Source organism: Streptomyces sp. RG80 (assembly GCF_040446465.1).
In the GTDB taxonomy this organism is placed as follows: Bacteria; Actinomycetota; Actinomycetes; order Streptomycetales; family Streptomycetaceae; genus Streptomyces.
On record NZ_JBEAAJ010000001.1, the window covers coordinates 919029 to 936600 of the forward strand.

Sequence of the window (17572 nt, forward strand, 5' to 3'; positions counted from 1 at the left end):
GTGTGAACTAAATGAACGGAAGGGTGACCGCCCTCACAGGGCGGGAGATAGTCACGGCATTCCTCTAAAGCCCGGACGTGAGCCGCACGCCGGTGACAACCGACGAAGACGTCAAAGGAGGGCAGCCGTGGCCGCCAGCACCCCCGAGACCGCATCTGCCGCGCCCGCCAAGCGGGACCGCACCCATTATCTGTACATCGCGGTGATCGTCGCGGTCGCCCTCGGCATCGTCGTCGGCATGGTCGCGCCGGACTTCGCCGTCGAGCTGAAGCCGATCGGTACCGGCTTCGTGAACCTCATCAAGATGATGATCTCACCGATCATCTTCTGCACGATCGTGCTCGGTATCGGCTCGGTGCGGAAGGCCGCCAAGGTCGGCGCGGTCGGCGGTATCGCGCTCGCCTACTTCATGGTCATGTCGCTGGTCGCGCTGGGCATCGGCCTGATCGTCGGCAACATCCTCGACCCGGGCACCGGCCTCGCCGTGACCGACGCGGTCAAGGACGTCGGCCACGCGCAGGTCGACGCGGAGGCCAAGGACACCACCGAGTTCCTGCTCGGCATCATCCCCACCACGATGATCTCCGCGTTCACCGAGGGCGAGGTCCTCCAGACGCTGCTCATCGCCCTGCTCGCCGGCTTCGCGCTCCAGGCCATGGGCTCCGCCGGTGCCCCGGTCCTGCGGGGCGTAGAGCACATCCAGCGGCTCGTCTTCCGCATCCTCGGCATGATCATGTGGGCCGCGCCGATCGGTGCCTTCGGTGCCATCGCCGCCGTCGTCGGCTCGGCCGGCGTGGACGCGCTCAAGGATCTCGCCATCCTGATGCTCGGCTTCTACACCACCTGCATCCTGTTCGTCTTCATCGTCCTCGGCGCGCTGCTGCGGGTCATCGCGGGCATGAACATCCTCACGCTCTTCAAGTACCTCGGCCGTGAGTTCCTGCTGATCCTGTCGACGTCCTCCTCCGAGTCCGCGCTGCCGCGCCTCATCGCGAAGATGGAGCACCTGGGCATCAGCAAGCCCGTCGTCGGCATCACCGTCCCGACCGGCTACTCCTTCAACCTCGACGGCACCATGATCTACATGACCATGGCCTCGCTGTTCATCGCCGACGCCATGGGTACGCCGATGTCGATCGGTGAGCAGATCCCGCTGCTGCTCTTCCTGTTCGTCGCCTCGAAGGGCGCCGCCGGTGTCACCGGCGCCGGTCTGGCCACGCTGGCCGGTGGTCTCCAGTCGCACAAGCCCGCCCTGGTGGACGGCATCGGCCTCATCGTCGGCATCGACCGCTTCATGAGCGAGGCCCGCGCCCTCACCAACTTCGCGGGCAACGCCGTCGCCACGGTCCTGATCGGCACCTGGACCAAGGAGATCGACCGCGAGCGTGTCGACCAGGTCCTCGCCGGTCACCTTCCCTTCGACGAGAAGACGCTCCTCGACGACGGTCACGGGCCCGCTGTCGCGGATGTGCCCGAGCAGGGCGGCGAGAAGGAACTCGCCAAGGCCTGACCTCGCGGAGGAATCAGACTCCGGGCGGCTGAGGAACTCCCCCGTCGCTCAGCCGCCCGGGCAGGAACCAGAGGCAGTACAACTCGGCAGTACAACTCAATCGCTCAGCTTCGCCACCAGCTCGGTGGCACGAGAGGCGGGTACGCCCGCCGCGGTCAGTACGGTGACCGCGGCGGAGCGGCCCGCCTCTTCGGCTGTCAGGAGGCCGTCGTTGACCGCCTCCATCACCGCGAACACCAGCTGTTCGTGGACGTACGCCAGAGCCGGCGCGGGCAGCGGGGAGGTGAAGACGCCCTCCTTCAGTCCGCGCGCGAGCAGTTCCTCACAGGCCGCGCGCACCGGCGCGAGACGTTCCCGGATGCCCTGCATCGTCACGCTGCGCTGGGCCAGCGCGACCAGGATGCGGTAGCGGTCCGCGACCTCCCAGATCGCCAGCGTGGACCCGGCCAGCGCCTGTGCCGCGTCCCCGGTGTCCGTACCCGCCCGCCCCGCCTCGTGCGCGGCCGCCACCGCCTCCACGGCACCGTCGACGAGGGTGCCGACCAGCGCCTCACGGCTCGGGAAGTGGCCGTACACGGTCCGCCGTACGACACCCGCGGCGCGCGCGATCTGGTCCATGGACGCGTCGGGGTCGCGCAGCAGCTCGGCGAGCGCCACGTCGAGGATGCGGCGGCGGTTGGCGTCGGCGCGGCTGGTGTTACCCGTGGTCATGGACGCCATTGTGCCCCCTCGGCCCTCGACTTGCACAGTGCTGTGCAACAGGCGTACATTGCACAGCGTTGAGCAAATGCACAGCACTGTGCAATTCTGCTGTCGAACACAGCCGGTACGCGCACAGTCCGTACGTCGAACACAGCCAGTACGCCGAGGAAGGCCACCCCCGCCATGCGACTCGTCATGACCGAACCGGTCGAGAGGATGGACCGCCCCTACGCCCGGCGTTGGTGGGCGCTCCTGGTCCTGTGTCTGAGCCTGCTGATCATCGTGATGGCGAACACCGCCCTCACGGTCGCCGCGCCCGCCATGACCGAGGACCTCGGTCTGTCCAGCGCCGACCTCCAGTGGGTCATCGACGGCTACACCGTCCCGTACGCCGCGCTGATGCTGCTGCTCGGCGCGATCGGCGACAAGTACAGCCGCCGCGGCGCCCTCCTCCTCGGACTGACCGTGTTCGGCGGCGGCTCGGTCTTCGGCTACTTCGCGGACAGCTCTACGACGGTCATCGCCGCCCGCGCCGTGATGGGCCTCGGCGCCGCGATGATCATGCCGGCGACGCTCTCCCTGCTCGCCGCCACCTTCCCGCGCGCCGAGCGCGCCAAGGCGATCACCGTGTGGACCGCCACCTCGGGCGTCGCCATCGCCGCCGGTCCGCTGGTCGCCGGCGCGCTGCTGGAGAACCACGACTGGACCTCGACGTTCCTCATCAACGTCCCCGTCGCCGCGCTCGCGATCGTCGGCGCCCTGATCCTCGTACCGCCGTCCAAGGCGACGGCCAAGGGCCGGATCGACTACGTCGGCGGCCTGCTGTCGGTCGTGTGGATCGGCTCCCTCGTCTACATGATCATCGAAGGCCCGCACTTCGGATGGGGCGTGAAGGCGATCGCCGCCGCAGTCGTCGCCGGCGCCGGGCTGCTGGCCTTCGTCGTCTGGGAGCTGCGCCACCCGCGCCCCGTCGTCGACGTCCGCCGCTTCACCGACCGCGGCTTCGCCGGCTCCAACCTCGCCGTCGCCCTGTTCTTCCTGGCCGTCTTCGGCGCCTTCTACTACCTCACCCAGCACCTCCAGTTCGTCCTCGGCTACAGCGCCCTGGAGACCGGCCTGCGCATGCTGCCCCTGGCCGGCGCGGTCTTCGTCGGCTCGGCCCTGACCGGCTTCCTCACCCCGCGGGTCGGCATGAAGTGGACCGTCACCGCGGGCATGGTCGGCGGCACGGCGGCCCTCGCCCTGCTGACCCGGGTGGACGCCGGATCGTCGTACGGCGATTTCGTCGCCCCGCTCGTCGTCCTGGGCCTCGCGATCGGCCTCGCCCTCTCGCCCGCCACGGACGCGATCATGGGCGCCTTCCCGGAGTCCGAACTGGGCGTCGGCGGCGCGGTGAACGACACCTCGATCGAACTCGGGGGCTCGCTCGGCATCGCGATCCTCGGCTCGCTGCTGGCGACGTCGTACTCCGGTCACCTGGCCGACGCCACGAGCGGCAGCAAGCTCCCCGCGGCCACGCTCGACACCGCGCAGGACTCGGTGGGCGCCGGTTACGCCGTGGCGCAGGGCATCGGGGAGCAGGCCCGGCAGCTCGCCGGACAGGCCGCGAAGGCCACGGACCCGCAGCAGGCCGCCCAGTTGAAGGCCCAGGCCGAGCAACTCGCCACCGGCGCCCGGCAGATGGCCGACGCGGTCGGCTCCTCCTTCTCCGACGCGGTCGCCCACACCAGCCTGATCGGGGCCGTGGTCCTCGGGATCGGCACGGTGCTGGTCGCGGTGCTGCTGCCGGGGCGGAAGAAGGGCGAGGAGCCCGTCGAGCAGTCCGAGCAGCCCGCACCGGAGAAGGAACTGGCCGGCAGCCGCTGACTCGCCCGACCCGCCCGACTCACCGAACTCTTACCCCTTCCCACTAGCGTGCCGCGTCTGTCCAGTGCAGGCGCGGCACGCACATCGGTGGAGGCACGGGGGATGGCGATCGACTGGGACCGGCGGACGTGTGCGCGCCGCGGGCATGTGACGTACGCGCCGGACGACCCCCGGCTGCGGGTACGGCTGCGCGCCGAGACCGCCCTCGGCGAGGTCTGGCGCTGTCTGCGCTGCGGCGACTTCGCGCTCGGCGAGCCGCACGGTTCGGGACCGGCCTCCGAAGCCCCGCTCGTGCCACGCGGAAAGGTCCTGCGGGACCTGTTCGTCCTGCGCTTCCTCGCGATCGAGCGGGCGGTGCGCGGGGTGTTCATCGTGCTGGTGGCCCTGGCGGTCTGGAAGTTCAGTAATAGCCAGGACGCGGTGCGCAGGCTCTTCGACGAGTACCTGGACGTCTTCCGCCCGGTCTTCCGGCACTTCCACTACGACCTCGACCACTCACCGGTCGTCGGCACCCTCCAGAAGACCTTCGGCTACCGGCACGACACCCTCGTCCTCGTGGCCGTACTGCTCCTGGCCTACGCCGTGATCGAACTCGTCGAGGCGGTCGGCCTCTGGTACGCCAGGCGCTGGGCGGAGTATCTGACAGTCGTCGCCACGGCCGCGTTCCTCCCGCTGGAGATCTACGAACTCACCGAGCACATCAGCTGGTTGAAGATCGCCACCCTGGTCCTCAACATCCTCGCCGTGCTGTACATCCTGCTCGCCAAGCGCCTGTTCGGCCTGCGCGGCGGCCACCGCGCCTTCGAGGCGGAACGGCGCGGCGCCTCCCTGCTGGAGGTCGAGGAGGCGGCGAAGGTGCCCGCCTGAGCGCTCCGCCGGAAGTGCGGCAGCCGCACAGCGATACGGCCCCGCGCCCCATCGGGACGCTGCCGAACCGCAGTGGACTTCACCCGGCCCGCCCAGGGCCTGCCGTTTGGATCAGCTCGGCGTCGCAGGCCCTGGCACGCGTATCTGCCGCGTGGTCGTCGGTCGCCGAAGCTCGGCTTCGCTCGGGCGGGAGGGGCCCCATCGCCCCCGCTCGGGCCGGCCCGGAAACGCTGCTTCTCACGGCCGACCTGATCCAAACGGCAGGCCCTGGCCACCCGGCTCCCTACGCCCAAGGGTCCGTGATCTCCCGCAGCAGGGTCAGGGCCTCGCGCAGTTGTTTCATGCGGCGCTTGCCCAGGTGCTCCTCCCACTCCTTCTCGACCTCGGCGACCACCGCGTCGGCGACCTCCTTCGCCGCCCAGGCCTTCGCCGCGCCGCGGACCAGGCGGGCGCGTCTGTCCGTCGGGTCCGGGACCCGCGTCACATAGCCCGTCTTCTCCAGCTGGTCGACCAGGAAGCCGGCGGTCTGCTTGGTGATCTGGGCCTGTTCGGCCAGTTCCGTCAGACGGGTGCCGTCGGGGCCGATGCGCTGCATGACCCGGGCCTGGGCGGGCGTGAAGTCGTCGAAGCCGGCCTCGGCGAGCGCGGCGAAGACGCGGTTCTCCAGGGCCCGGTACGGGAGGAACAGGAGCACGCCCGTACTGAGCTCGCTCTCCGGCACCATGGTCGACGCCTCCGGTCCGTATCGCTTGACATTGGTCAGAGTCACTGACTAATTTGGTCAGAGAAGCTTACCACTTGAGTGGGTGATTTCCGTGAGCGCTGTCTCGGATGCCGCGCTGGACACCGACGAGCTCTGGCAGATCGTCGACGGGGAGCGCGCCGGCCTGGCCGACCTCCTTGAGGGGCTGAGCCCCGCGGAGTGGGAGACGCCCACCCGGTGCGGCGACTGGCGGGTCAGGGACGTGGCCGCGCATCTGACCCTCGCCGCGCGCTTCAGCTACGGCGAGGTCGTACGGGAGATGCTCCGGGCCCGCGGCGACTGGAACCGGATGATCCACGACTCCGCGGTGCGGGAAGGGGAGCGGCCCGTCGGCGAGATCGTCGGCAACCTGCGCTCCATCATCGGCTCCCGCCGACTCGCCCCCACCACCTCACCCCGCGAGCCCCTCATCGACCTCCTCGTCCACGGTCAGGACATCGCCCTCGCGCTCGGCCGATCACGGGAGATGCCCCCGGCCGCCGCCCGCGACTCCGCCGACCGCGTCTGGACCATGCGCTTCCCGCCCCGACCGTGGCCCCTGCCGAAGGCCCGCCTGGTCGCCACCGACATCGCCTGGACGCGGGGCGAGGGCGATGAGATCAGCGGCCCGATCTCCGCGCTGCTGCTCCTGCTGACGGGGCGCACCGAAGCGGCGGCCCCACGGCTGGAAGGCGCGGTCCCGAAGACCGTTTGAGTCGGGGGAAGGTGGCTCCGGTCCCGCTCCGTGCGAGGATCCGGAGCCGACCTTTCCGCGACCGAGAAGAGCACATGAGCACCACCTCGACCTGGGCCGGACGGGCCACGGCCGCCGTCGCCGCGACCGCTCTCCTCGCCGGATGCGGCGGTGGCGGTGCGCCCTCCGCCGCCCCCTCGCCCTCGGCGTCCTTCGGTCGGGAAGCGGTACGGGCGGATCTGGAGGCGGCCGTGGTGGCCGCCGGGCTGCCACGGGGGCGTACGGAGGCGGGGTACCCCGGGGCCGGGCGATCGGCCGGTCCGACGGCCACCGAGAAGGAACGGAAGGTGGCCGCCCTCGCCGCCCGGCTCTCGCCCTGCGTGGTCTCCTGGTCCGACGAGGGCATGGCGGGGGAGTCCGGCGCCGACGTGAACGCGCCGCGCCGCACGCTGGACGACGTACTGTCCGGCCTCGGGAAGCGGGACTGGGAGCGAGCGGGACCGGCCGAGGAGAAGAAGGTCGGCGGGGGTGGGACGTACTTCCTGGCCATGTACAAGAAGCGGGGGTGGACGCTTCACGCCCGGTACAGCGCCATGCAAGCCTGGAGCCAGACGTCCGTCATGGCCACGGAGGACGCCTGCTTCGACCGGGTCACCGACGAGGAACTGGCCATGATCGACGCTCTTTGACGCCCCGTCGCCGAGTACGGCGTGACCGTCCCATCCCTTTGCGGTCCGTTCGCGACCACTTGCCCCAAATGCTTTGACCTGTCGGTCCGATGGGCCCACGCTGGAGGGCCTTGGATTAGGGCGAGCGGCATGGAGGCGGACATGGGGGAGCCCGGCGAGGTGGAGATCGTCAGCTCGGACGAGTACGAGAAGCGCTACGGGGCGGACCGCGATCCCTCGGCGCTGTCGATCGACCGGATCAGCGAGCTGTTCCAGGAGTTCCTGATGGCGGTCGCCCGCCCGAAGCGCACCGCCCCCGACGGCAGCCGTGACCTCGCCAAACGGCTCCGCGACCATCTGGGCTCGGCGCCCACGGACCGCCCGGTGGTCAAAGCCGCGTACGCCTCCTTCGACCTGCCCAACGTCCACCTCGCCCTGGAACGCTGGTTCGCCGCGGACGGCCGGGGCCATGAACTGATCGGCATGCGCGGCGCCCAGCACCACGGCGAGCTCACCCTGGGCGACATCATCGAGGCCGCCGACCGCTACGACCGCTTCGTGACGGGCGCTGTCGACTACGCCCATCTGCCCATCTCCCCGGACGAGGAACTGGCCTGTGTGTCCTGCGGCTTCTACCTCGGCACGGAGGGCGAGGAGCGGTTCGCCGTCCTGCTGCGCGGTCCGCAGGACGAGTACGGGCGCAACAAGGTCGAGCTCGAAGTCCTCGCCGCGGACAAGGAGTTCGGGGACCGGTTCCTCGCCGAGATCGACTCCCTCCTGCGCGAGCACAACGTCTTCCGCGGGCAGGTCCTGTCCTTCGAGAGCTCGGAGTTCGGGCACGGCCTCGGCCCGTTCCGCTTCCACCGCCGCCCCGGCCTCACCCGCGACGACATCGTGCTGCCCGCCGGGCTCCTGGAGCGCGTGGAGCGCCAGGTCGTGGGCGTGGCCCGGCGCCGCGAACAGCTGCGCGCGGCCGGCCAGCACCTGCGCCGGGGCCTGCTGCTGTACGGCCCGCCGGGCACCGGCAAGACCCACACGATCCGCTATCTCCTGTCCCACCTCCCGCAGTTCACGGTGGTGGTGCTGTCCGGCGAGAGCATCGGGGCCATCGGTCCGGCCTGCGCCCTGGCCCGGATGCTCCAGCCCGCCCTCGTCGTCCTGGAGGACTGCGACCTGATCGCCGAGGCCCGCGACTACGGCAACGGCCAACAGCCCCTGCTCTTCCAGGTCCTGAACGAGATGGACGGCCTCGGCGACGACGCCGATGTCGCCTTCCTCCTCACCACCAACCGCGCCGACCTCCTCGAACCCGCCCTGGTGCAGCGCCCCGGCCGTATCGACCTCGCCGTCGAGATCCCTCTCCCGGACGCCGAGGGCCGCGCGGCCCTGCTGGCGCTGTACGGCGGCGGCCTCGGCCTCGACCAGGACGTCATGGACGAGGCCGTGACGCGCACGGAGGGCACGACCGCCTCCTTCACCAAGGAACTGGTGCGCCGCGCGGTCCTCGTCGCCGCCGAGCGGGAGTCGTCGCGCACGGAACCACAGGACGTCCGTGAGGCCCTCGACGAGCTGCTGTCCGACGGGGACCGGCTCACCCGTCGGCTGCTGGGAGTGCGGGGCGCCGAGGACATCGAGGACGAGGAGTGGATGGTGGACGGCGACGAGAGCGAGGGAGGGGAGACGCACGCCTACGGCAGCGCGCCCTGACCCTCCAGCCGCGCGAGCTCCGCAGCGCTCAGCACCAGCTCCGCCGCCCCCGCCGAGTCCCGGATCGTCTCCGGCCTGCTCGCACCCGGGATCGGGATCACCGTCGGGGACCTGGCCAGCAGCCAGGCCAGGCACACCTGCTGAGGACTGACCCCGCGCTCGGCCGCGATCTCGTGGAAGGCGCCGAAGCGCCCCACGCCGGGCAGCCCCGACGGCCCGTCCAGTGCGCTGCGCGAGATACCGCCCAGCGGGCTCCACGGCAGGAACGCGAGTCCGAGCTCCGCGCACAGCAGCAACTCGGCCTCGCTGTCCCGTACTTCCGGCGAGTACCGGTTCTGCACGGACACCAGCCGGTCGCCCAGGATCCGGTGCGCCACCCGGATCTGCCCGACGTCCACGTTGGAGACGCCCGCGAGCCGGATCTTCCCCGCGTCGAGCAGGCCGCTGAGCGCTCCGACGGACTCCTCGAAGGGGACCGCCGGGTCGGGCTTGTGCAGCTGGTAGAGGCCGATCGCCTCGACGCCGAGCCGCTTGAGCGAGCCCTCGGCGGCCGCCTTCAGATGCCCGGGCGTGCCGGTCACCGTCCAGCCGCCGTCGGCGGGCCGGCCACGGCCGCCCTTCGTCGCCACCAGTACGTCGGAGGTGTCACCGCCGTAGGCGGCGAGTGCGCGGGCCAGCAGGAGTTCGTTGTGGCCGGGTTCGGCGCCCGGCAGGTGGTACGAATCCGCCGTGTCCAGCAGGGTGACGCCCGCGTCGAGCGCCGCGTGCACCGTGGCGAGGGCGCGCCGTTCGTCCGGCCGGCCCTCCAGGGACAGCGGCATCGCGCCGAGGCCGACGGCGCCGACCTTCAGCGGGCCAAGTGTGCGGTAGCGCATGTCAGTCGCCCTTCCCGAGCGTCTCGGCGACCGCGGTCGGCAGCCACTGCCGTGCGTGGCCGAAGGTGAAACCGAGCCGTGCGGCCCGGGAGTTGTCCATGCCGTAAGAACGGAAGAAGGAGAACGGCGAGACCTCGCCGACCTCGACGAGCTGGAGCACGACCTTGCCCCCGGACAGCTGCGCGGCGACCGCCTCGCACAGGTCGACGGTGGTCAGCGGGTCGTGGGAGGCCGCGTTGACGGGCCCCGTGAACTCCTCGCCGGCCGCCCACGCCAGGAAGTCGGCGATCTCCTCGACGTGGATGTAGGTGGCGGGCTGGTTGGAGAAGGGCACCGCGATCGGCTCGGCGGCCCGGATACGGGAGGCGTAGTGGTCGAGGCGGCCCGTGAAGTCGTCGTCCCCGCCCAGCACATGGGCCACCCGGACGGCCGTGTACGGAAAGTCCGGCGCGGCCGCGAACACCGCCTCCGCCTGCCGCTTGCCCTCGCCGTAGTGGGCGTCGAGGAACTCCGGGTCCTCCCAGGGGAGTTCGAGGTCGACGGGCACGGTCAGCGGGTCGACGGCGTCCTCCCGTACCGGCGCGATGGAGTCCTCGTACTCGTACACCTCGACCGTCGACGTCAGCACATAGCGGCCGGTCCGTCCCGCGAACACCCGGCGGGCGATCGCCGCCTGGCGCGGGGTGTAGCAGACCTGGTCGATCACGATGTCGAAGGTGCGGGGGCCGAGTGCCTCGGTCAGGGACCGCTCGTCGTTCCGGTCGGCGACGAGATGCGTCGCGCCCGGCGGCGGGGCGGACGAGCCGCGGTTCAGCACCGTCACCCGGTCCCCGGCGGCCAGCAGCCGCGCGATGAGGCGCTTGCCGAAGTAGCGGTTGCCGCCGATGACCAGTACCTCTCGTGCCTTTTCCATGACCATAATTCTCCCGGCGTACATCCACGTTCTGAAGGGGGAACCATGGGAGTTCAGGCCGAAGCGCCAAAAGAACCTCGGCATCTGCGAGCCTCCGCCGACGAAACCTCGGCGGCCTTCGACGCCCTGGACCGGCAGATCCTCCAGCTGCTCCAGACCGACGGCCGGATCAAGCTGAGCGAGCTGGGGCGCCGCGTCCGGCTGAGTCCGGCGGCGGTCACCGAGCGGGTGCGGCGACTGGAGGCGGCGGGCGTGATCAGCGGGTACGGCGCCCATGTGGTGCCGGGCCGGCTCGGCTACGGCATCCAGGCGTTCATCCGGGTCAGTCCGCACGGCGGCTACAACCTGAAGCACCCGAGGACCCTGGAGCTGATCGAGCGCCCCGAGATCACCGAGGTGCACCACGTGGTCGGCGAGGACTGCTGGATCCTCAAGGTCGCCGTCCGCGACACGGTGCATCTGGAGGAGGTGCTCGAAGCGGTCTCCGCGCTCGGCCGCACGACGACGTCGATCGTGCTGACGTCCCCGGTGGAGCGCAAACCCCTGTTGCCTTGACGTCGGCGTCAAGGCTTACGTTCGTAGGCATGCGAATCGGCGAGCTGGCCGCACGGGCCGGGACCACGACGCGGACGCTGCGGTACTACGAGTCACGAGGGCTGCTGCCCGCGCGGCGCGGCGACAACGGACACCGGGCGTACGACGAGAGCGATCTGAAGCTGCTGCGGCAGATCAGGACGCTCCAGGACTTCGGGTTCGACCTGGAGGAGACCCGGCCCTTCCTGGAGTGTCTGCGGTCCGGGCACCCCGAGGGTGACTCGTGCCCCGCGTCGATCGCCGTCTACCGGCGCAAGCTGACGGAGCTGGACGAACTGATCGGCGAGCTCCAGGCGGTGCGGGCGCAGATCGGCGTCCGCCTCGCGGCCATGGCCGGGGACGAACCACCGTTGTGCGAACTGGGAGGGCAGGAACTGTGATCGATGTGACGGACGCGGATTTCGCGACGGAAGTGATCGGGTCCGAGATGCCGGTGCTCGTGGAGTTCACGGCCGACTGGTGCCCGCCGTGCCGGCAGATGGGTCCCGTGCTGCGTGCCCTCGCCGCCGAGGAGGCCGACCGGTTCAAGGTGGTGCAGTTGAACGTGGACCACAATCCGCTGACCACGAACGCCTACAAGGTGCTTTCGATGCCCACGTTCATGGTCTTCCGCGGTGGTGAGCCGGTGAAGTCCATGGTGGGAGCCCGGCCCAAGCGCCGTCTGCTGGAGGAACTGGCCGACGTCATCTGAGCCGATGTGATCTGATTCCGCATAACGTAAAAATCCCCTCGGCAATTGCGCCGGGGGGATTTCTTTGCTTACACTCAATGGTTCGCGACTTTACGGGAATTCAGTCGCAGGGAAGCTCAGTAGGCACAGTATATCGGCGTGGGAGTGGAATTGTCAAACAGCGGTGAAATTCGCGATGAGCAGGAATTCATCGACACCCTGTACGCACGCGTGGACGCCCTGCGCGGTGACACCGAGACCGGTGTCACCGACGCGCTCGCCCAGGGCAACACGCCCATGCAGGCCCGTCTGGAGAGGGACATCCTGGTCGCCGAGCGCTCCGGGCTGCTGGCCGCGCTCAACGCGGTGGACGGCTCGCTGTGCTTCGGCCGGATCGACCTCACCTCCGGCGCGACCCACCACATCGGCCGTATCGGTCTGCGGACCGACGACGCCGAGCGCACACCGGTCCTGATCGACTGGCGGGCCGACGTGGCCCGGCCGTTCTACCTGGCCACCGGCCACACCCCGATGGACCTGAGGCGGCGTCGGCACATCACCACCGAGGGCCGCCGGGTCACCGCCCTGCACGACGAGATCCTCGACCTCGGGGACCAACGGCGCACCGGCCACGAGGACCCGACCGGCGACGCCGTGCTGCTCGCCGCGCTGGACGCCGCGCGCACCGGCCGGATGCACGACATCGTGCAGACCATCCAGGCCGAGCAGGACGAGATCATCCGCGCCCCGCACCGCGGTGTGCTGGTGGTCGAGGGCGGCCCCGGCACCGGAAAGACGGCCGTCGCCCTGCACCGGGCCGCGTATCTCCTCTACGAACACCGCGAGTTGCTGGCCAAGCGCGCCGTTTTGATCGTCGGCCCCAACCCGGCCTTCCTCGGCTACATCGGCGAGGTGCTGCCCGCCCTGGGCGAGACCGGCGTGCTCCTCGCGACGGTCGGCGAGCTGTTCCCCGGCGTCAAGGCCAAAGCCGCCGACACCCGCGCGGCGGCCGCCGTGAAGGGCCGCGCCGACATGGCGGACGTACTCGCCGCAGCCGTACGGGACTGGCAGTCGCTGCCCGATCCGGTGATCGCGATCGAGCACGAACGCGAGATCCTGATGCTCGACGACGACCTGGTGCGGGTCGCCCGGGAGCGCACCCGCGCCGCCGGGCTGCCGCACAACGTCGCCCGCGAGCACTTCGAGGGCCACATCCTCAACACGCTCACCGAGTTGTACGCCGAGCGCGTCGGCACCGACCCGTACGACGGTACGAACCTCCTCGACCCGAGCGACGTCACCCAGATCCGCGACGAGATCGCCGAGAACCGTGAAGTCTGGGCCGCCATCGACCAGTTGTGGCCCCGGCTGACCCCGCAGCGGCTGGTCGCGGACTTCCTCGCCGACCCGGTGGGCTACCTCCCCGACGAGGACGCGACCGCGATCCGGCGCCCGGTGACCCGGGCGTGGACCGTCTCGGACGTACCGCTGCTGGACGAGGCGGCCGAACTGCTCGGTGTGGACGAGCGGGTGGCGCGGGCCCGGGCCGAGCGTGAACGGGAGACCCAGGTCGCCTACGCGCAGGGCGTGCTGGACGTCTCCTACGCCTCCAGGACCTACGAGTTCGAGGACATCGACGACGAGGACTCCGAGGTGCTGTCGGCGCACGACATCATCGACGCCGAGCGGTTCGCCGAACGGCAGGAGGAGGACGACCACCGCAGCGCCGCCGAGCGCGCCGCAGCCGACCGCACCTGGGCGTTCGGGCACATCATCGTCGACGAGGCGCAGGAACTGTCCCCGATGGCCTGGCGGCTGCTCATGCGGCGCAGCCCGACCCGTTCGATGACCCTGGTCGGCGACCCGGCACAGACCGCGGAGGCGGCCGGCGTCGGCTCCTGGCGGAAGATCCTCCAGCCGTACGTCGAGGACCGCTGGGAGCACACCCGGCTGGGCGTCAACTACCGCACGCCCGCCGAGATCATGGAGCTGGCGGCCGCCGTCGTACGGGCCGAGGACCCGGACTTCGAACCGCCGAGTTCGGTGCGGTCCACGGGGGTACGACCCTGGGTGCGCGCGACCGACGACCTGCCCGGCGCCGTGGCCAAGGCCGTCGAGGAGCTGACTCCGGAGGAGGGCCGGCTCGCGGTCATCGCCCCGCGCCATCTGCACCGCAGGTTGGCGGCCCAGCTGGACGGGGTGACGGCGGGCGCCGAGCCCGACCTGACGCGGACCGTCGTACTCCTCGATCCACGGCAGTCCAAGGGCCTGGAGTTCGACTCCGTGCTGGTGGTCGAGCCGGGGCTGTACGGCACGAGCGATCTGTACGTGGCGCTGACGCGGGCCACCCAGCGGCTGGGGGTGCTGCACACGGGCCGGCTGCCGAAGGCGCTGATCGACTAGGGCGCGGGGGAGTGGGTCGGGTGCAGGGCCGGGGGCAGGGGCTCCAGGGACGCGCACAGGGCGGTGGGGAACGCCGGTTCCCGGTCCTGTACGTCCCGGCAGCCTCCTGCCGAGGTCCGGAAGAACGGCTTCCAGCCCGCCTTCTCGGCCTTGTAGAACCAGCGGTCGCCCAGATGAGGCGCGCAGGTGCCGCTTTCCGGGTCGCCGCAGACCGGGCCGGTGGGCCAGGAGATGTCCAGGACCAGCCATTTGCCGTCGCAGTGCTCCGCGTCCCGGTAGGTGTGCGCGGGTGAGTCGACCGCTTTCACCGCCTGCTCGTAGGAGCCGGGGGTGCAGCCGGTGGCCGGCGGGGTGCAGCCCAGGTCGCCGCAGAGGCGCAGGTGCGGCAGGGGGGCGTCGTCGGCGGTGAAGACGGCGCCGGGATAGCCGACCACCAGCTCGCGGTCCCCCAGGGGTTCGGGGAGCGTGACACGGGCTTTCGCCGTGACGGATCTCGAGCAGCCGGAGGACCGGTCCCCGGACGGCGAGGTGAAGGTGACCTGGACCGGCACGGTGTTCCCGACGGGCTCGGTGAGCTTCGCCTCGAGGTCGCGCACACACGGGTTCGGGCCGCTGGGCACGTCCACGGCGATGGTCACCGTGCGTCGATCGGCGCCGAGTTCGGCACCGTGGATCTGGCTGCGCGTGGGCGCCGACAGCGTCCAGGGGAGCGCGGTGGCCGCCGAGGCGGGGTCGTCCTGGCCGGCCACCTGGGTCCCGCAGGCGCCGAGAAGCAGTACGGCGAGTCCGCAGAGCGTGGCGGCCAGGGCCGCCCCGCGCATGCTTCCGGATCGCATGGTCCCTCAACTCCCCCGTGGAGCACGGACATCGACCCGCACCACTTTAGACAGCGCCGCTCCCGGCTACGCGGGCCGTAGCCAGACCGTGCTCAGGGGCGGCAGTGTCAGCTGGATGCTCGCCGGGCGGCCGTGCCACGGGGTCGCCTCCGGTTTCACGGCGTCCGGGTTGGTGACGTCACCGCCGCCGTACTTGGCGATGTCGGTGTTGAGGGTCTCGTACCAGGCGGGGATGTCGTCGGGGACGCCGAGGCGGTAGTCGTAGCGGACCACGGGCGAGAAGTTGCAGACCGCGAGGAGGGGGACTCCCTCGGCGTCGAGGCGCAGGAACGCGAAGACGTTGTCGTCCGCAGCGTCCCCGACCACCCACTGGAACCCGTCGGGCGCGGTGTCCCGCTGCCACAGCGCCGGTGTGTGCCGGTAGACGGTGTTGAGATCGCGGACCAGGTCCCGGACGCCCCGGTGATCGGCCTCCGCGCCGTAGGCCGGATCCAGCAGCCACCAGTCCGGGCCGTGCGCCTCGGACCACTCCGCGCCCTGGGCGAACTCCTGGCCCATGAAGAGGAGTTGCTTGCCCGGGTGGGCCCACATGAAGCCGAGGTAGGCGCGGTGGGTGGCGCGCTGCTGCCACCAGTCGCCGGGCATCTTCGAGACCAACGACCGCTTGCCGTGCACGACTTCGTCGTGGGAGATGGGCAGGACGTAGTTCTCGCTGTACGCGTACACCATCGAGAAGGTCATCTCGTGGTGGTGGTACCTGCGGTGCACCGGCTCGTGCTGCACATAGCCGAGCGAGTCGTGCATCCAGCCCATGTTCCACTTCAGCCCGAAGCCGAGGCCCCCGAAGCCGCCGGGGCCGATGTGGTGGGTGGCGCGGGTGACGCCGTCCCAGGCCGTCGACTCCTCGGCGATGGTCACCACGCCCGGCGCCCGCCGGTAGACCGTGGCGTTCATCTCCTGGAGGAACGCCACCGCGTCCAGGTTCTCCCGCCCGCCGTGCTCGTTGGGCGTCCACTGGCCCGGCTCGCGCGAGTAGTCGAGGTAGAGCATCGAGGCGACCGCGTCCACCCGCAGCCCGTCGATGTGGAACTCCTCGCACCAGTACACGGCGTTGGCCACCAGGAAGTTGCGCACCTCCCGGCGCCCGAAGTCGAACTCCAGCGTCCCCCAGTCCGGATGCGCGGCCCGCAGCGGATCCTCGTGCTCGTACAGGGGCCGCCCGTCGAACTCGGCCAGCGCCCAGTCGTCCCGCGGGAAGTGCGCCGGCACCCAGTCCATCAGCACCCCGACACCGGCCTGATGGAGGGCGTCGACCAGGAACTTGAAGTCGTCCGGCGTGCCCAGCCGGGCCGTCGGCGCGTAGAAGCCGGTGACCTGGTAACCCCAGGAGCCGCCGAAGGGGTGCTCGGCGACCGGCATCAACTCGACATGCGTGAAGCCGAGATCCTTGACGTACGCCGGGAGCTGCTCGGCCAGTTGACGGTACGTCAGTCCCGGGCGCCAGGACGCCAGATGGATCTCGTACACGGAGAACGGGCCCTCGTGCGCCGGGATCTCCGCGCGCCGCTCCAGCCATGCGTCGTCCTGCCACTCGTGCCGCGAGGCGTGCACGATCGACGAGGTCTCGGGCGGGGCCTGGGTCCGGCGGGCCATCGGGTCCGCGCGCAGGGTCCTCGAACCGTCGGGCCGGGTGATCTGGAACTTGTACAGCTCACCCTCGCCGATGCCGGGCACGAACAGCTCCCAGATGCCGGACGAGCCGAGCGAGCGCATCGGATGGCCGGTGCCGTCCCAGAAGTTGAAGGTGCCGGCCAGACTCACCCCGCGCGCGTTCGGCGCCCACACCGTGAAGCGGGTGCCGGTCACGCCCTGGTGGGTCATCGGCTCGGCGCCGAGCGCCTTCCACAGCTCCTCGTGCCGGCCCTCGCCGATCAGATGCAGGTCCAGATCGCCCAGCGCGGGCAGGAAACGGTACGCGTCCTCGGTCTCCTGGACGCTCCCCTCGTACGTCACGAGCAGCCGGTACTCCGGGACCTCCCGCAGCGGCACCAGACCGGAGAAGAAGCCGTCGCCGTCGTCGTGCAGCTCCGCGCGCAGGGTCCCGGCGACGACCGTGACGGACAGGGCGAACGGCTTGAAGGCGCGGAACGCGATGCCGCCGGGCACCGGGTGGGCGCCGAGCACGCCGTGCGGGTCGTGATGGGTGGCGGCGAGGAGCCGGTCACGGTCGTGGCCGTCGATGACGGGAGACGCCTCCGGCAGCGGAGCGGGGGCCGGCGCGGCGACCTGCTCGACGGTGCTCTTCCGCACGGCCGCCTTCTTCGCGGGTGCTTTCTTTACGGGTGTTTCCTTCACTGCCTTCTTCGCGGTGGCTTTCTTCGCGATCGCCTTCTTCGCGGTGGCCTTCTGTGCAGCCGTCTTCTTCACGACTGCCTTCTTCACAGCTTCCTTCTTCGCCGCGGCCTTCTTCGCGGGCTTCTTCTTCGGATCCGAACCGCTGGGCGTGGGCGGAGTCACGGGGTGCG

Annotated in this window: 16 protein-coding genes; 10 read left to right on the plus strand and 6 right to left on the minus strand. The window is 70.7% G+C overall.

Annotated features, from left to right (window positions below; genetic code table 11):
• Positions 1 to 127 precede the first annotated feature (127 nt).
• Positions 128 to 1510, plus strand: coding sequence for a cation:dicarboxylate symporter family transporter (locus ABKA17_RS04280; protein ID WP_353690451.1), 1383 nt, complete (start codon positions 128 to 130; stop codon positions 1508 to 1510).
• Between the two features lie 96 nt (positions 1511 to 1606).
• Here the strand turns inward: ABKA17_RS04280 and ABKA17_RS04285 are convergent, their stop codons facing one another.
• Entirely contained in the window at positions 1607 to 2230 is a 624-nt protein-coding gene (locus ABKA17_RS04285; RefSeq protein WP_353690452.1) for a TetR/AcrR family transcriptional regulator, read from the minus strand.
• 165 nt (positions 2231 to 2395) lie between these two features.
• Between ABKA17_RS04285 and ABKA17_RS04290 the strand changes: the two genes are divergently transcribed.
• Entirely contained in the window at positions 2396 to 4078 is a 1683-nt protein-coding gene (locus ABKA17_RS04290) for an MFS transporter (protein WP_353690453.1), read from the plus strand.
• A gap of 102 nt (positions 4079 to 4180) precedes the next feature.
• Positions 4181 to 4945: a DUF2127 domain-containing protein gene (locus ABKA17_RS04295; protein ID WP_353690454.1), complete on the plus strand. Its 765-nt coding sequence runs from the start codon at positions 4181 to 4183 to the stop codon at positions 4943 to 4945.
• Positions 4946 to 5228: 283 nt separating this feature from the next.
• Here the strand turns inward: ABKA17_RS04295 and ABKA17_RS04300 are convergent, their stop codons facing one another.
• On the minus strand, positions 5229 to 5669 hold the full coding sequence (locus ABKA17_RS04300; protein ID WP_353690771.1) for a MarR family winged helix-turn-helix transcriptional regulator: 441 nt from the start codon (positions 5667 to 5669) through the stop codon (positions 5229 to 5231).
• A 91-nt stretch (positions 5670 to 5760) separates the two neighbouring features.
• On the opposite strand from ABKA17_RS04300, the gene ABKA17_RS04305 reads away from it, so the two are divergent.
• From ABKA17_RS04305 to ABKA17_RS04315, 3 genes are all read left to right on the plus strand, one after another.
• The gene (locus ABKA17_RS04305) at positions 5761 to 6402 is read left to right on the plus strand and encodes a maleylpyruvate isomerase family mycothiol-dependent enzyme (protein WP_353690455.1); all 642 of its coding nucleotides are present in this window, start codon (positions 5761 to 5763) and stop codon (positions 6400 to 6402) included.
• 74 nt (positions 6403 to 6476) lie between these two features.
• Positions 6477 to 7070 (plus strand): hypothetical protein, encoded by a 594-nt coding sequence (locus ABKA17_RS04310; RefSeq protein ID WP_353690456.1) that lies wholly within the window; start codon positions 6477 to 6479, stop codon positions 7068 to 7070.
• A gap of 141 nt (positions 7071 to 7211) precedes the next feature.
• On the plus strand, positions 7212 to 8756 hold the full coding sequence (locus ABKA17_RS04315; protein ID WP_353690457.1) for an AAA family ATPase: 1545 nt from the start codon (positions 7212 to 7214) through the stop codon (positions 8754 to 8756).
• Here the strand turns inward: ABKA17_RS04315 and ABKA17_RS04320 are convergent.
• Both ABKA17_RS04320 and ABKA17_RS04325 read right to left on the minus strand, forming a co-directional pair.
• On the minus strand, positions 8738 to 9631 hold the full coding sequence (locus ABKA17_RS04320; RefSeq protein WP_353690458.1) for an aldo/keto reductase: 894 nt from the start codon (positions 9629 to 9631) through the stop codon (positions 8738 to 8740). The genes ABKA17_RS04315 and ABKA17_RS04320 overlap by 19 nt on opposite strands.
• Position 9632: 1 nt before the next feature.
• A complete protein-coding gene (locus tag ABKA17_RS04325; protein ID WP_353690459.1) occupies positions 9633 to 10544 on the minus strand; it encodes an NAD-dependent epimerase/dehydratase family protein in 912 nt (303 codons plus the stop codon).
• A 45-nt stretch (positions 10545 to 10589) separates the two neighbouring features.
• Between ABKA17_RS04325 and ABKA17_RS04330 the strand changes: the two genes are divergently transcribed.
• From ABKA17_RS04330 to ABKA17_RS04345, 4 genes are all read left to right on the plus strand, one after another.
• A complete protein-coding gene (locus ABKA17_RS04330) occupies positions 10590 to 11099 on the plus strand; it encodes an Lrp/AsnC family transcriptional regulator (protein WP_353690460.1) in 510 nt (169 codons plus the stop codon).
• Between the two features lie 29 nt (positions 11100 to 11128).
• Positions 11129 to 11518 (plus strand): MerR family transcriptional regulator, encoded by a 390-nt coding sequence (locus ABKA17_RS04335; RefSeq protein WP_353690461.1) that lies wholly within the window; start codon positions 11129 to 11131, stop codon positions 11516 to 11518.
• On the plus strand, positions 11515 to 11829 hold the full coding sequence (locus ABKA17_RS04340) for a thioredoxin family protein (protein ID WP_353690462.1): 315 nt from the start codon (positions 11515 to 11517) through the stop codon (positions 11827 to 11829). The genes ABKA17_RS04335 and ABKA17_RS04340 overlap by 4 nt, the downstream gene beginning before the upstream one ends.
• A gap of 168 nt (positions 11830 to 11997) precedes the next feature.
• Positions 11998 to 14211 carry a HelD family protein gene (locus ABKA17_RS04345; protein ID WP_353690772.1) on the plus strand — a complete coding sequence of 738 codons (2214 nt, stop codon included), beginning with the start codon at positions 11998 to 12000 and terminating at the stop codon, positions 14209 to 14211.
• On the opposite strand, the gene ABKA17_RS04350 is transcribed toward ABKA17_RS04345, so the two are convergent.
• Together ABKA17_RS04350 and glgB are read right to left on the minus strand one after the other, a co-directional pair.
• Positions 14208 to 15047: a hypothetical protein gene (locus ABKA17_RS04350; RefSeq protein WP_353690463.1), complete on the minus strand. Its 840-nt coding sequence runs from the start codon at positions 15045 to 15047 to the stop codon at positions 14208 to 14210. The genes ABKA17_RS04345 and ABKA17_RS04350 overlap by 4 nt on opposite strands.
• Before the next feature lie 66 nt (positions 15048 to 15113).
• The gene (gene glgB, locus ABKA17_RS04355; RefSeq protein ID WP_353690464.1) at positions 15114 to 17564 is read right to left on the minus strand and encodes a 1,4-alpha-glucan branching enzyme; all 2451 of its coding nucleotides are present in this window, start codon (positions 17562 to 17564) and stop codon (positions 15114 to 15116) included.
• Positions 17565 to 17572 lie beyond the last annotated feature (8 nt).

What these genes read in the sequence shown, in the direction of transcription:
- ABKA17_RS04285 (WP_353690452.1), bottom strand. Translation starts at nt 2,230, where the DNA reads ATGGCGTCCATGACCACGGGTAACACCAGCCGCGCCGACGCCAACCGC.
- ABKA17_RS04290 (WP_353690453.1), top strand. Translation starts at nt 2,396, where the DNA reads ATGCGACTCGTCATGACCGAACCGGTCGAGAGGATGGACCGCCCCTAC.
- ABKA17_RS04295 (WP_353690454.1), top strand. Translation starts at nt 4,181, where the DNA reads ATGGCGATCGACTGGGACCGGCGGACGTGTGCGCGCCGCGGGCATGTG.
- ABKA17_RS04300 (WP_353690771.1), bottom strand. Translation starts at nt 5,669, where the DNA reads ATGGTGCCGGAGAGCGAGCTCAGTACGGGCGTGCTCCTGTTCCTCCCG.
- ABKA17_RS04310 (WP_353690456.1), top strand. Translation starts at nt 6,477, where the DNA reads ATGAGCACCACCTCGACCTGGGCCGGACGGGCCACGGCCGCCGTCGCC.
- ABKA17_RS04315 (WP_353690457.1), top strand. Translation starts at nt 7,212, where the DNA reads ATGGGGGAGCCCGGCGAGGTGGAGATCGTCAGCTCGGACGAGTACGAG.
- ABKA17_RS04320 (WP_353690458.1), bottom strand. Translation starts at nt 9,631, where the DNA reads ATGCGCTACCGCACACTTGGCCCGCTGAAGGTCGGCGCCGTCGGCCTC.
- ABKA17_RS04325 (WP_353690459.1), bottom strand. Translation starts at nt 10,544, where the DNA reads ATGGAAAAGGCACGAGAGGTACTGGTCATCGGCGGCAACCGCTACTTC.
- ABKA17_RS04330 (WP_353690460.1), top strand. Translation starts at nt 10,590, where the DNA reads ATGGGAGTTCAGGCCGAAGCGCCAAAAGAACCTCGGCATCTGCGAGCC.
- ABKA17_RS04335 (WP_353690461.1), top strand. Translation starts at nt 11,129, where the DNA reads ATGCGAATCGGCGAGCTGGCCGCACGGGCCGGGACCACGACGCGGACG.
- ABKA17_RS04350 (WP_353690463.1), bottom strand. Translation starts at nt 15,047, where the DNA reads ATGCGATCCGGAAGCATGCGCGGGGCGGCCCTGGCCGCCACGCTCTGC.